Source organism: Pseudomonas sp. LB3P14 (assembly GCF_054898045.1).
The window spans coordinates 3,457,296-3,470,449 of the sequence record NZ_CM142714.1 but is presented as its reverse complement, the minus strand read 5'-3'; the positions used below and the strand labels follow the sequence as shown (position 1 = coordinate 3,470,449).

Genomic DNA, 13,154 nt, shown 5'->3' with positions numbered 1-13,154 from the left:
GCTCTGCGTGGGAATGCCTCCAGGGACGCTCCGCGTTCCAGCTCTCGAAAGGGACGCGGAGCGTCCCGGGCTGCATTCCCACGCGGAGCGTGGGAACGATCGAAAACTCAGTTGTCTGAACGCTGCCCCACCAAACTATCCACCGACGGCACCCGCGTATCGCTTTCCATCTGCGTCTCATGTTCGATTTGATGACTGAACCGGTCCAGTGAACCTTTGGCCGGTTGTGCATCGCTGGCAAACACCGGTGGACTGAGGATGTAGGCGCCGAGCAGGCGGCTGAGGGCGGCGAGGCTGTCGATGTGGGTGCGTTCGTAGCCGTGAGTGGCGTCGCAGCCGAAGGCGAGCAGGGCGGTGCGAATGTCGTGCCCGGCAGTGACCGCCGAATGGGCATCGCTGAAGTAGTAACGGAACAGGTCTCGACGCGCCGGCAATTCATTGTCACTAGCCAGGCGCAGCAGATGCCGTGACAGGTGATAGTCATAAGGTCCGCCGGAATCCTGCATCGCCACGCTCACGGCATGTTCGCTGGAGTGCTGACCCGGCGCGACCGGGGCAATGTCGATGCCGACGAATTCGCTGACGTCCCAAGGTAATGCCGCCGCGGCGCCGCTGCCGGTTTCCTCGGTAATGGTGAACAGCGGATGGCAGTCGATCATCAGCTCTTCGCCGCTGTCGACGATCGCTTTCAATGCCGCCAATAAGGCTGCAACACCGGCCTTGTCGTCGAGATGTCGAGCGCTGATGTGGCCGCTTTCGGTGAACTCCGGCAACGGGTCGAAGGCGACGAAATCGCCGACGCTTATCCCCAGAGAGTCGCAATCGGCACGGGTGGCGCAATAAGCATCCAGGCGCAGTTCGATGTGATCCCAACTGATCGGCATTTCATCTACGGCGGTATTGAATGCATGCCCGGAAGCCATTAGCGGCAGCACGCTGCCACGGATCACGCCGTTGTCGGTAAATAGGCTGACCCGGCTGCCCTCGGCAAAACGGCTGGACCAGCAACCGACGGGGGCCAGGGTCAGACGACCGTTGTCCTTGATCGCGCGAACCGCCGCGCCGATGGTGTCGAGGTGGGCGGAGACCGCACGGTCGGGGCTGTTTTTCTTGCCCTTGAGGGTGGCGCGGATGGTGCCGCGGCGGGTCATTTCAAAGGGAATGCCCAGCTCTTCAAGCCGCTCGGCGACATAGCGCACGATGGTGTCGGTGAACCCGGTCGGGCTGGGAATGGCGAGCATTTCCAGCAGGACTTTTTGCAGATAGATCAGATCCGGTTCGGGAATTTTGCTGGTCATGGAAACTCCTGATGAGTTAAGCGCTGATCGTTCCCACGCTCTGCGTGGGAATGCCTCACCGGACGCTCCGCGTCCGCTTTTTGGGACGCAGAGCGTCCCTGGCTGCATTCCCACGCAGAGCGTGGGAACGATCGTGAGGGGGGAGCGTTAGACCGCCGGCTGACTATGCGCAAACAACAAATCCACAAACCGCTCGGCCGTTGGCTGCGGTTCATGGTTGGCCAGTCCGGCGCGCTCATTGGCTTCGATAAATACATAGTCCGGTTGATCGGCGGCCGGCACTATCAGGTCGAGCCCGACCATCGGAATATCCAGCGCACGTGCCGCACGCACCGCTGCATCCACCAACGTCGGGTGCAGGATCGCCGTGACATCCTCGAGAATGCCGCCGGTATGAAGATTCGCCGTACGCCGTACGAACAGATGCTCACCGGCCGGCAGAATGCTGCTGTAGTCATAACCCGCCGCGTGCAAGGTGCGCTCGGTCTCATGGTCCAGAGGGATTTTGCTTTCGCCGCTGGTAGCCGCTTGACGACGCCGGCTCTGGGCTTCGATTAGCGCACCGATGGAATGCTGACCATCGCCCACCACCTCGGCAGGCCGGCGAATCGCGGCTGCGACCACCTCAAAACCGATCACCAGAATCCGCAAGTCGAGGCCTTCGTGGAAGCTCTCCAACAGCACTCGACTGTCGAACTGGCGGGCGGATTCGATGGCTTGCTGGACCTCTTCGATGGTCCGTAAATCCACCGCGACGCCTTGGCCCTGTTCGCCATCCAGTGGCTTGACCACCACTCGTTCGTGCTCGTCGAGAAAGGCCAGATTGTCATCGGCATTGCCGGCCAGTTGCTGCGCCGGCAGGTTTAAACCCACGGCCTTGAGCACTTTGTGCGTCAGGCTTTTGTCCTGGCACAACGTCATGCTGATGGCGCTAGTCAGATCGCTGAGGGATTCACGGCAACGTACGCGGCGACTGCCATGGATCAATGTGAACAGGCCGGCATCGGCGTCATCGACTTGCACTTCGATGCCGCGGCGGTGAGCTTCCTCGACGATGATCCGTGCATAAGGATTGAACTCGGCTTCGGGACCCGGGCCAAGAAACAACGGCTGATTGATGCAGTTTTTGCGCTTGATCGCGAAGGTCGACAGGTTGCGAAACCCGAGCTTGGCGTAAAGACTTTTCGCCTGGCGGTTGTCGTGCAGCACTGACAGGTCCAGGTAACTCAGCCCACGGCTCATGAAGTGCTCGATCAAGTGCCGCACCAGCACTTCACCGACACCCGGTCGCGAGCATTGCGGATCAACCGCCAGGCACCACAAGCTACTGCCGTTCTCTGGATCGTTGAAAGCCTTGTGATGATTGAGGCCCATGACGCTGCCGATGATCGCGCCGCTGTCCTCATCTTCGGCCAGCCAATAGACGGGCCCACCCTGATGGCGCGGGGTCAGCAAACTCGCGTCAACTGGCAGCATGCCGCGCAACTGATACAGCTGATTAATCGCCTGCCAGTCTGCGTCGCCCTGGGCCCTGCGGATGCGAAAGCCGCGAAACACACGAGTGGACTGGCGGTAGTCACTGAACCACAAGCGCAAGGTGTCGGACGGGTCGAGAAACAATTGGGCCGGCTCCAACCCCAGCACTTGCTGAGGCGCAGCCACGTACAGGGCGATGTCGCGTTCACCGGTTTGCTCGTTGAGCAGCTCTTGGGCCAGGCTCGCCGCGTTCGGAAAGGTATGGCCGATCAGTAACCGGCCCCAACCGCAATGCACGGCGATCGGTGCGGCGCCCAATTCGCTGCCGTCTTCGGCCAGACGCGCCTGCAAGCGTTCGTACGAGGGCGCCTGACCGCGCAACAAGCGCTGGCTGTAGGCCGTGGCGTGGGGTTTCATCGATCAGATTCCTTGTTCACTGAGCCACAGGTTCAGGGCTGCCAATTGCCACAGCTTGGAGCCGCGCAACGGAGTCAACTGGCCTTGCGGATCGGTCAGCAGGCGGTCGAGCATCTCGGGCTTGAACAGGCCGCGATCCTGACTCGGATCAAGCAGCAGCTCGCGCACCCAGTTCAGCGTATCGCCCTGCAAATGCTTCAGACCGGGGACCGGGAAGTAACCTTTCTTGCGGTCGATCACTTCACTCGGAATGACCAGCCGCGCGGCTTCTTTCAAGACTTGTTTGCCGCCATCTGGCAGTTTGAATTTGCCCGGCACGCGAGCCGACAGTTCCACCAGGCGATAGTCGAGAAACGGCGTGCGCGCTTCCAGGCCCCAGGCCATGGTCATGTTGTCGACGCGTTTGACCGGGTCGTCCACCAGCATGATCGTGCTGTCCAGACGCAGGGCTTTGTCCACCGCTGCATCGGCGCCGGGCTGCGCGAAATGTTCTTTGACGAAGTCACCAGCGGCGTCATTCGCTGTCAGCCATTTCGGCTGCACAGTGGCGGCGTAGTCGTCGTAGCTACGGTCGAAAAACGCATCGCGATAGGCCGCGTACGGATCGGCGGCACCGTCGACTTGTGGATACCAGTGATAACCGGCGAACAACTCGTCGGCACCCTGGCCGCTTTGCACCACCTTGCAATGCTTGGCCACTTCACGGGACAGCAGATAGAAAGCAATGCAGTCATGACTGACCATCGGTTCGCTCATGGCGCGGAACGCGGCGGGCAGTTGCTCGATGATCTCTTTTTCGTCAATGCGCAGTTGGTGATGCTGCGTGCCGTAGTGCTTGGCGATCAGGTTCGAATACTGGAACTCGTCGCCGCGCTCGCCGCCGGCATCCTGGAAACCGATGGAGAAGGTCGACAGGTTTTCAACACCGACTTCACGCAACAGACCGACCAGCATGCTCGAATCGACACCGCCCGAAAGCAGAACACCGACGTCGACCGCCGCACGTTGACGGATCGCCACCGCGTCACGGGTGCTGTCGAGTACACGGTCGCGCCAGTCTTCGAGTGTCAGATTCATCTCGTCGGCGTGTGGGCCGTAGGGCAGGGTCCACCAGGTTTTCTGCTCGGTGGTGCCGTCCGCTTCGATGCGCATCCAGGTGGCCGGCGGCAGTTTTTCGATGCCGGCCAGCAAGGTGCGCGGCGCCGGGACCACGGCGTGGAAATTCAGATAATGATTGAGTGCCACCGGATCGAGGATCGGGTTGATGTCGCCGCCTTTGAGCAGCGCCGGCAGTGCCGAGGCAAAGCGCAGACGCTGACCGGTGCGAGACAGGTACAGCGGCTTCACGCCGAGACGGTCGCGGGCGATGAACAGGCGTTTGGCGTCGCGCTCCCAGATGGCGAAGGCGAACATGCCATTGAGCTTGGGCAGCAGCGCTTCGCCCCAGGCGTGATAGCCCTTGAGCAGCACTTCGGTGTCACCACCGGAATAGAAGGCATAACCGAGGCTTTCAAGCTCGGTGCGCAGTTCCGGGAAGTTGTAGATCGCGCCGTTGAAGGCCAGGGACAGGCCCAGTTGATTGTCGACCATCGGCTGCGCCGAGCCGTCCGACAGGTCCATGATTTTCAGGCGACGATGGCCAAGGGCAATCGGCCCCTGGCTGTGAAAGCCCCATGCATCCGGGCCGCGAGGGGCCAGGTGATGGGTGATTCGTTCAACGGCCGCGAGGTCCGCAGGTTGATGATCAAAGCGTAACTCGCCAGCTAATCCGCACATAAATTCCTTACCGGTTTTTCCGTTGGGGAGGGTCAATCAATACGCGCCAAAAACGGCGGGTACTCAGAAACTGACCCGGCTGAATCCCCGGAGTTTTAGACCGATAAGTTATAAGGCGAACCGTCAGACTTTTCCGCGGATCAATTGGCGCACGGCAAAACGGTTGGGATGACAGGCCTCGGCGACTGCCCTGGGCAGGGGCAGAGGTTCGTTCTCGATCCACGCCGCGAGTAATTCACCCGACAGTGGCGCGGTGATCAGACCGCGAGAACCGTGGCCGCTGTTGACGTAAAAACCCTCAAGCCAGGGGCAGGGCGTGTCCGGTACTTGCCGGGCGTCCTTGCTCAGTACGGCGTAGGCGTCGGCGAATGCTGCTTGCTCGGCCAACGGGCCGACGATCGGCAGGTAGTCCGGGCTGGTGCAGCGGAACGCGGCGCGTCCTTCAAGCTGCTGCGGGTCCAGTTCTTGAGCATGCAGTCGAGTGGCCAGGTCGGGGGAGATTTCCTCGAGCAAGGCCAGGTTGCCGAGGTGTTCGGCGAGGGTCGGGGTCAGGTCATCGCTCTTGAAGTCGAAGCTGGCGCCGAGGGTGTGTTCGCCCAGTCGAGCCGGCGCCACATAGCCTTCGGCGCAGACGACGGTGGCCAGGCTCTTGCTTTCAAGTGTTTGCGCCAGTCGGGTGATCTGGCCACGAATGCGTTTGAGGGGCAGCTCGGCGCTTTGAGGAAAACGCTTGATCTCGGCGGCGCCGGCCAGGATCACCACGGGGGCACTGGTCAGCAAATCATCACCGTCCCAGGCCTGCCACTGATCATCAACCTTGCGCAGTTCCAGTACATCGCGATGGGGCAACCACTGGATGTTCACTGAGGACGCCTGCCAATGGCACAACGCTGGTGGATGAACCCAGCCGCCTTCCGGGAAAAATAATCCGCCGTGCTCAAGGGCGATGCCGGCCTGGGCCTCGGCTTGCGGTTGATCGAGCAAGTGCACCAGGTCAGGCGCAAAGGCAACGGCCAATTGCGCCTGACGCTCCGCTTCCTTGGCGTTGAAGGCCAGTTGCAAGACCCCGCAATCGTCCCAGTCGACGCCCCGTTGCAACTGTTCAAGCAAGCGCCGGGTGTGACCGAAACCACTGACAATCAATTGCGACAACGCCGTGCCGTGGGCCGAAAGCTTGAGGTACAGCACGCCCTGAGGATTGCCCGAGGCTTCCTGTGCCAGCGCGTCGTGACGCTCCAGCAGACTCACTTGCCAGCCCCGCGCAGCCAGGCTGGCGGCGCTGGCGCAACCGGCCAGGCCGGCACCGATCACCAGGGCTCGACGTTCGCCGGTCATTGGCGTTGGGCGCGCAAACCATGGTTTGGCCGCGGCGGGCGCCGGGACTTCTTCAGGCCAGCCGAGAAACACGCCGCGCAGGATTTCCCATTTGTGGCCAATGCCGGGCGTACGCTTCATCTTGAAGCCCGCCGCATTCAGCAGGCGGCGCACCCAACCGGTGCTGGTGAAGGTGCTGATGGTCGAGCCGGGTGCCGCCAGACGCGCCAGTTCGGCAAACAGTTCGGCGGTCCACATGTCGGGGTTTTTCGCCGGGGCAAAACCGTCGAGAAACCAGGCATCGATTTGCGCGTCCAGTTGCGGCAACTGCTCCAGTGCATCGCCGATCAACAAGGTCAGCGTGACACGGCCGTTATCCAGCACCAGCCGCTGGAAGCCTTGATGGATCGCCACGTACTGCGCGAGTAACTGATCGGCAAACGGCTTGAGCTCCGGCCACAGGGCCAAAGCACGCTGCAGATCGGCCTGGCTCAACGGGTACTTTTCGACACTGACAAAATGCAGTCGCGCTCCGGTCACCGCATGCTGCTCGAACAACTGCCAGGCGCACAGAAAATTCAACCCGGTACCGAAACCGGTCTCGCCAATCACCAGCAGCCCGCCCACCGGCAATGCAGCAAAACGTTCACGCAGCGCGTTCTGTTCGAGGAAGACGTAGCGGGTTTCGTCCAGCCCTGACAGATCGGAAAAATACACATCATCGAACACCCGCGAGCGCGGGAGCCCTTGGTCGTCCCAGTCGAGCTGGGCGTGGGGCAATACAGGTTTCATGGCAGGCTCGGCAACGACAAGGCGGCCATTCTAGCCGATCGCCGATTATCGGGCGGTGATGATGGTGCGGACTCGAACCGCTTTTCGTAGGAGCATGGCTTGCCAGCGAAGGCGTCCTCGAGTGCGCCTTCGCTGGCAAGCCATGCTCCTACAAAGAACGGTGCAACAGCATGGGGAATTTCCCCGTCGTCCACCTGCCCAATCCGTTAGTCTTGCTCAATCCTGGAAGGAGGCCGTCCCATGTTCGAATCCGCCGAAATCGGTCACGCCATCGACAAAGAAACCTACGACGCCGAAGTGCCGGCCCTGCGTGAAGCCTTGCTCGAAGCGCAATTCGAACTTCACCAGCAACGCCGTTTTCCGGTGATTGTTCTGATCAATGGCATCGAAGGCGCCGGCAAGGGCGAGACGGTCAAGTTGCTTAACGAATGGATGGACCCACGCTTGATCGAGGTCCGCACGTTCGATCAACAGACCGACGAAGAGCTGGCGCGGCCACCGGCATGGCGCTACTGGCGGATGCTCCCGGCCAAGGGCCGCATGGGGATTTTCTTCGGCAACTGGTACAGCCAGATGCTGCAAGGCCGGGTTCATGGCTTGTTCAAGGACCCGGTGCTGGATCAGGCGATCAATCAGTCCGAGCGCTTTGAAAAAATGCTCTGCGACGAAGGCGCGCTGATCTTCAAGTTCTGGTTCCACCTCTCCAAAAAGCAAATGAAGGCGCGGCTCAAGGCCCTGGCGGATGACCCGCTGCACAGCTGGCGCATCAGTCCGCTGGACTGGCAACAATCGCAAACCTACGACAAATTCGTGAAGTACGGCGAACGCGTGTTGCGCCGTACCAGCCGCGACTACGCGCCTTGGCATGTGATCGAAGGGGTGGACGCTCATTACCGCAGTCTGGCAGTGGGCAAGATCCTGCTCGAAGGTCTGCAAAATGCCCTGAAGCGACCCAAGGTCCATCCCGACAAGGTCAATGCTGCGCCGTTGCCCATCAGTGTCGATCAGCTCAACCTGCTCGATAGCCTGGATTTGACCCAGCGTCTGGACAAGGACGATTACGAAGAACAACTGATTACCGAGCAGGCGCGATTCTCAGGCCTGATGCGCGACAAACGCATGCGTCGGCACGCACTGGTGGCGGTATTCGAAGGCAACGATGCGGCAGGCAAGGGCGGGGCGATCCGCCGGGTGGCGGCGGCCCTCGATCCACGCCAGTACAGCATCGTGCCGATTGCCGCGCCCACCGAAGATGAACGTGCGCAGCCCTACCTCTGGCGGTTTTGGCGGCACATCCCGGCCAAGGGCAAGTTCACGGTGTTCGATCGTTCGTGGTACGGGCGGGTGCTGGTGGAGCGTATCGAAGGCTTCTGCCCGCCGGCGGACTGGTTGCGGGCCTACAGTGAAATCAATGATTTCGAAGAGCAGATCGCCGAGGCTGGGGTGATTGTGGTCAAGTTCTGGCTGTCCATCGACAAGCAGACGCAACTGGAGCGCTTCCAGTCCCGGGAGGAAATCCCCTTCAAACGTTTCAAGATCACCGAAGATGACTGGCGCAATCGTGATAAATGGGACGACTACCGCGCGGCGGTCGGCGACATGGTTGATCGCACCAGTACCGAGATATCGCTCTGGACGCTGGTGGAAGCCAATGACAAACGCTGGGCGCGGGTCAAAGTCCTGCGCACCATCAACCTGGCGCTGGAAGAGGCTTTCGACAAGTCCGACAAGCACGACAGGAAGGTGAAAAAGCAAAAGTAGTGAGCGATGGTTACGCATACGCGGGGTGAATGATTGTCGCGGTCGGTAATGCAGTGGACTTATGCTCGGTCCACTCTCAACCGACAACAACAATGAGGTATGCCATGCGTGAAGTGGTGATCGTCGACAGCGTGCGGACCGGCCTGGCCAAATCCTTTCGCGGCAAGTTCAACCTGACCCGTCCGGACGACATGGCGGCTCACTGCATCAACGCACTGTTGGCGCGCACGGGCATTGACCCGGCCAGCGTCGAGGATTGCATCGTCGGTGCCGGCTCCAACGAAGGCGGCCAGGGCTTCAACATCGGTCGCAACGTCGCGGTGCTGTCGCGCCTGGGTACTGGCACTGCCGGCATGACCCTCAACCGTTTTTGCTCGTCGGGCTTGCAGGCGATCGCCATCGCCGCCAACCAGATCGCTTCGGGTTGCAGCGACATCATCGTCGCCGGTGGCGTCGAGTCCATCAGCCTGACCATGAAAAGCGTCAACACCGACAACCTGATCAATCCACTGCTTAAAGAGCAGGTGCCAGGCCTCTATTTCCCGATGGGGCAGACGGCCGAAATCGTTGCCCGTCGTTACGACGTGAGCCGCGAAGAACAGGATCTGTATGCGCTGCAAAGTCAGCAACGTACCGCGCAGGCTCAGGCCGCTGGATTGTTTGACGATGAAATCGTGCCGATGGCGGTGAAGTATCGCGTTGAAGACAAGGCCACCGGTCAGGTGCAGATCCTTGACGGCATCGTCGATCGCGACGACTGCAATCGCCCGAACACCACCCTGGAAAGCTTGGCGGGATTGAAACCGGTGTTTGCCGAAGACGGTTCGGTGACGGCGGGCAATTCTTCTCAGCTGTCCGATGGCGCGTCGATGACGCTGGTGATGAGCCTGGAAAAAGCCCTGGAACTGGGGTTGAAGCCGAAGGCGTTCTTCCGTGGTTTCACCGTGGCCGGTTGCGAGCCGGACGAAATGGGCATCGGCCCGGTGTTCTCGGTGCCGAAGTTGCTCAAGGCCAAGGGGTTGCAGGTTGCCGACATAGATCTGTGGGAACTCAACGAAGCTTTCGCATCCCAGTGCCTGTGCAGCCGCAATCGGCTGGAGATCGATAACGACAAGTACAACGTCAACGGCGGTTCGATTTCCATCGGCCATCCGTTCGGCATGACCGGTTCGCGTCAGGTCGGGCACCTTGTGCGTGAATTGCAACGGCGTAATCTGCGTTACGGCATCGTCACCATGTGTGTGGGTGGCGGGATGGGGGCGACCGGGTTGTTCGAAGCTGTGCGTTAACCCTCAGAACTTCTATTGATTGTTACATCGCCTTCGCGAGCAGGCTCGCTCCCACATTGGATCTGTGGCGCACACCAGATCCCTGTGGGAGCGAGCCTGCTCGCGAATGGAGGCGCCACGGTCTATAGGCTCATACGCAAAAGCAGCATCCGCTCGATGTAAGCCTGTACCTCCCGCGCCAATTTCTCCGGGTTTTCAAACGGCCCCTCCAGGGTGTTTTCCCGAGTGCTGAAATACAACTCCCCATTCACACGACACACCCGGTCACAGCGAAAGTGCGTGGCGGGGGCATTGTCCTGGGCGCGTTTGCCGTACATGGCGATCTCCTGAGTGATGTTCCTGCTGGCGAATTCAATGAGCTTATGCATGAACCACTTACAACGCCTGGCCAGCCGATCGACGGCATAGCGCCAATTTAATGGTGCGACCTGCACAGTTTCATTCGCGGCCAACACCCAACTGTCCCTGTGTGCCGAACGACGCTAAGCCTAGAATGACCGTTCTCGCCACTTGGCTTCGGGGTTCGCCATGCACATTTCATCGGGTCGCTGGGTTTATGGTCTGTTCCTGGCCTTGGTGACCGCGTTGCTGTGGGGAATCCTGCCAATCAAACTCAAGCAAGTGCTGCTGGTGATGGACCCGGTGACGGTGACCTGGTTTCGCCTGATCGTGTCCGGCGGGTGCCTGTTCATTTACCTGGCGGCGACCAGGCGCTTGCCGAGCCGCAAAGTGCTCGGGCCGCGCGGAGGCTGGTTGGTGCTGATGGCGGTGCTCGGCCTGGTGGGCAACTACGTGCTGTACCTGATGGGCCTGAACCTGCTCAGTCCCGGCACCGCGCAACTGGTGGTGCAGATGGGGCCAATCATGTTGCTGATCGCCAGTCTGTTTGTGTTCAAGGAACGGTTCAGCGTGGGGCAGGGGATTGGCCTGTTGGTGCTGCTGATCGGCTTCGCGCTGTTTTTCAATCAGCGGCTGGCCGAGTTGCTCACCTCGCTGACCGATTACACCGCCGGTGTGCTGCTGGTGCTGTTGGCATCCACGGTCTGGACCTTCTACGCCTTGGGCCAGAAGCAATTGCTCACGGTGTGGCATTCGTTCCAGGTAATGATGGTGATCTACCTGTTCTGCGCGCTGCTGCTGACGCCGTGGGTGCATCCGCTGGAAGCGCTGCAACTGAGTCCGCTGCAAGGCTGGCTGCTGCTGGCGTGCTGCATGAACACCCTGATCGCCTATGGCGCGTTTGCCGAGGCTCTGGCCCATTGGGAAGCGTCGCGGGTCAGTGCGACGCTGGCGATTACGCCGTTGGTGACGTTCGCTGCGGTGGCCGTGGCGGCGTGGTTATGGCCGGACTATGTGCATGCCGAGCAGATCAACGGTCTGGGTTATGGCGGGGCAGTGCTGGTGGTACTGGGGTCGGCGCTGGTGGCGTTGGGGCCGTCGTTGATTGCCGGGCTCAAGGCGCGGCGGGTGAGGATGGCCTAAGTTGATCGTTCCCACGCTCTGCGTGGGAATGCATCCCGGGACGCTCCGCGTCCCTGCCGAAGCGGACGCAGAGCGTCCATTGAGGCATTCCCACGCAGAGCGTGGGAACGATCAGTTGGGGAGGGGGCTCAGCCCTTGGCACCGGCCTCCAGCATATTCTCCGGCCGCACCCACGCATCAAACTCTTCATCCGTCAGATACCCAAGTTGCAACGCCGCCTCACGCAAGGTCAGCCCTTCTGCGTAAGCCTTTTTGGCGATCTCCGCCGATTTGTCATAACCAATGTGCGGATTCAGCGCGGTCACCAGCATCAACCCACGTTCCAGGTGTTCAGCCATTTTCTCTGCATCCGGTTCCAGACCCGCGATGCAATGCTGCTGGAAGTTGCTGCAGCCATCGCCCAACAGGCGGATCGATTGCAGCAGGTTGTGGATGATCACCGGTTTGAACACGTTCAATTGCAAATGGCCCTGACTCGCTGCAAAACCAATGGCGACGTCGTTGCCCAAGACCTGGCAAGCAAGCATCGATAGCGCTTCGCACTGAGTCGGATTGACCTTGCCCGGCATGATCGAGCTGCCCGGTTCGTTGGCAGGCAGTTTCACTTCGGCGAAGCCTGCTCGTGGCCCGGAGCCCAGCAGGCGCAGGTCGTTGGCGATTTTCATCAGGGTCACGGCAAGGGTTTTCAGCGCGCCGGACAGTGTTGTCAGCGGTTCATGGCCAGCCAGGGCGGCGAATTTGTTCGGTGCGGTGACGAACGGCAGGCCGGAGAGGGCGGCCAGCTCGGCAGCGATGGCTTCGCCAAAACCGTGGGGTGAGTTCAGCCCGGTGCCGACCGCGGTGCCGCCCTGGGCCAGTTCACACACCGCCGGCAGCGTGCTGCGGATCGCCCGCTCGGCGTAATCCAGTTGCGCGATGAACGCCGAGAGTTCCTGGCCGAAGGTAATCGGCGTCGCGTCCATCATGTGGGTCCGGCCGGTCTTGACCAGTTTCATATGCCGCGCGGACAGCTCGGCCAATCCGCCAGAGAGTTCGCTGATCGCCGGCAGCAAATGCTGTTGCACTGCCTGAACGGCGGCAATGTGCATGGCGGTCGGGAAGCAGTCGTTGGAGCTCTGAGAGCGATTGACGTGATCGTTGGGGTGGACCGGCGCCTTACCGCCGCGAGCATTACCAGCCAGTTCATTGGCGCGCCCGGCGATCACTTCGTTGACGTTCATGTTGCTCTGGGTGCCGCTGCCGGTCTGCCAGACCACCAGCGGGAACTGGTCGTCGTGGCTGCCGTCGAGCACTTCGTCGGCGGCCTGTTCAATCAGCCGGGCGATGTCGGCGGGCAGGTCACCGTTGCGGTCGTTGACCCGCGCCGCGGCTTTCTTGATCAGCGCCAGGGCATGCAGCACCGCCAGTGGCATACGCTCGTTGCCGATGGCGAAGTTAATCAGCGAGCGTTGCGTCTGAGCGCCCCAGTAGGCTTCATCCGGGACTTCCACCTGGCCAAGGCTGTCGGTTTCGATACGGCTCATCATGCACACTCCTGTAGGTCTGATAG

General features: G+C 61.0%; 9 protein-coding genes. 3 read left to right on the top strand and 6 right to left on the bottom strand.

Annotation, left to right across the window (positions count from 1 at the left end):
• Positions 1-107: 107 nt before the first annotated feature.
• The 4 genes from ACYZT5_RS16065 to mnmC form a co-directional block, all read right to left on the bottom strand.
• Positions 108-1,298: an osmoprotectant NAGGN system M42 family peptidase gene (locus tag ACYZT5_RS16065; RefSeq protein ID WP_462051948.1), complete on the bottom strand. Its 1,191-nt coding sequence runs from the start codon at positions 1,296-1,298 to the stop codon at positions 108-110.
• Positions 1,299-1,445: 147 nt separating this feature from the next.
• A complete protein-coding gene (ngg, locus tag ACYZT5_RS16060) occupies positions 1,446-3,191 on the bottom strand; it encodes an N-acetylglutaminylglutamine synthetase (protein ID WP_462051947.1) in 1,746 nt (581 codons plus the stop codon).
• A gap of 3 nt (positions 3,192-3,194) precedes the next feature.
• Positions 3,195-4,967: an N-acetylglutaminylglutamine amidotransferase gene (locus ACYZT5_RS16055; protein WP_462051946.1), complete on the bottom strand. Its 1,773-nt coding sequence runs from the start codon at positions 4,965-4,967 to the stop codon at positions 3,195-3,197.
• 123 nt (positions 4,968-5,090) lie between these two features.
• Positions 5,091-7,073 carry a bifunctional tRNA (5-methylaminomethyl-2-thiouridine)(34)-methyltransferase MnmC2/FAD-dependent 5-carboxymethylaminomethyl-2-thiouridine(34) oxidoreductase MnmC1 gene (gene mnmC, locus ACYZT5_RS16050; protein ID WP_462051945.1) on the bottom strand — a complete coding sequence of 661 codons (1,983 nt, stop codon included), beginning with the start codon at positions 7,071-7,073 and terminating at the stop codon, positions 5,091-5,093.
• 240 nt (positions 7,074-7,313) lie between these two features.
• Here mnmC and pap point away from each other — a divergent pair, with 240 nt between their 5' ends.
• On the top strand, positions 7,314-8,834 hold the full coding sequence (gene pap / locus ACYZT5_RS16045) for a polyphosphate:AMP phosphotransferase (protein WP_462051944.1): 1,521 nt from the start codon (positions 7,314-7,316) through the stop codon (positions 8,832-8,834).
• 104 nt (positions 8,835-8,938) lie between these two features.
• Positions 8,939-10,123 carry a thiolase family protein gene (locus ACYZT5_RS16040; protein ID WP_462051943.1) on the top strand — a complete coding sequence of 395 codons (1,185 nt, stop codon included), beginning with the start codon at positions 8,939-8,941 and terminating at the stop codon, positions 10,121-10,123.
• Between the two features lie 122 nt (positions 10,124-10,245).
• Here ACYZT5_RS16040 and ACYZT5_RS16035 read toward each other — a convergent pair whose 3' ends face one another.
• Positions 10,246-10,440 (bottom strand): DUF6316 family protein, encoded by a 195-nt coding sequence (locus ACYZT5_RS16035; RefSeq protein ID WP_149629284.1) that lies wholly within the window; start codon positions 10,438-10,440, stop codon positions 10,246-10,248.
• 211 nt (positions 10,441-10,651) lie between these two features.
• On the opposite strand from ACYZT5_RS16035, the gene ACYZT5_RS16030 reads away from it, so the two are divergent.
• Positions 10,652-11,605, top strand: a complete 954-nt coding sequence (locus tag ACYZT5_RS16030) for a DMT family transporter (RefSeq protein ID WP_462051942.1) — start codon at positions 10,652-10,654, stop codon at positions 11,603-11,605.
• A gap of 128 nt (positions 11,606-11,733) precedes the next feature.
• Here the strand turns inward: ACYZT5_RS16030 and ACYZT5_RS16025 are convergent, their stop codons facing one another.
• Positions 11,734-13,128 carry a class II fumarate hydratase gene (locus tag ACYZT5_RS16025; RefSeq protein WP_462051941.1) on the bottom strand — a complete coding sequence of 465 codons (1,395 nt, stop codon included), beginning with the start codon at positions 13,126-13,128 and terminating at the stop codon, positions 11,734-11,736.
• Positions 13,129-13,154 lie beyond the last annotated feature (26 nt).

Bases quoted from the DNA above. Each gene is read 5' to 3' on its own strand.
- ACYZT5_RS16055 (WP_462051946.1), bottom strand. From the start codon at position 4,967: ATGTGCGGATTAGCTGGCGAGTTACGCTTTGATCATCAACCTGCGGAC.
- ACYZT5_RS16040 (WP_462051943.1), top strand. From the start codon at position 8,939: ATGCGTGAAGTGGTGATCGTCGACAGCGTGCGGACCGGCCTGGCCAAA.
- ngg (WP_462051947.1), bottom strand. From the start codon at position 3,191: ATGAAACCCCACGCCACGGCCTACAGCCAGCGCTTGTTGCGCGGTCAG.
- ACYZT5_RS16035 (WP_149629284.1), bottom strand. From the start codon at position 10,440: ATGTACGGCAAACGCGCCCAGGACAATGCCCCCGCCACGCACTTTCGC.
- ACYZT5_RS16025 (WP_462051941.1), bottom strand. From the start codon at position 13,128: ATGAGCCGTATCGAAACCGACAGCCTTGGCCAGGTGGAAGTCCCGGAT.
- ACYZT5_RS16030 (WP_462051942.1), top strand. From the start codon at position 10,652: ATGCACATTTCATCGGGTCGCTGGGTTTATGGTCTGTTCCTGGCCTTG.
- ACYZT5_RS16065 (WP_462051948.1), bottom strand. From the start codon at position 1,298: ATGACCAGCAAAATTCCCGAACCGGATCTGATCTATCTGCAAAAAGTC.
- mnmC (WP_462051945.1), bottom strand. From the start codon at position 7,073: ATGAAACCTGTATTGCCCCACGCCCAGCTCGACTGGGACGACCAAGGG.
- pap (WP_462051944.1), top strand. From the start codon at position 7,314: ATGTTCGAATCCGCCGAAATCGGTCACGCCATCGACAAAGAAACCTAC.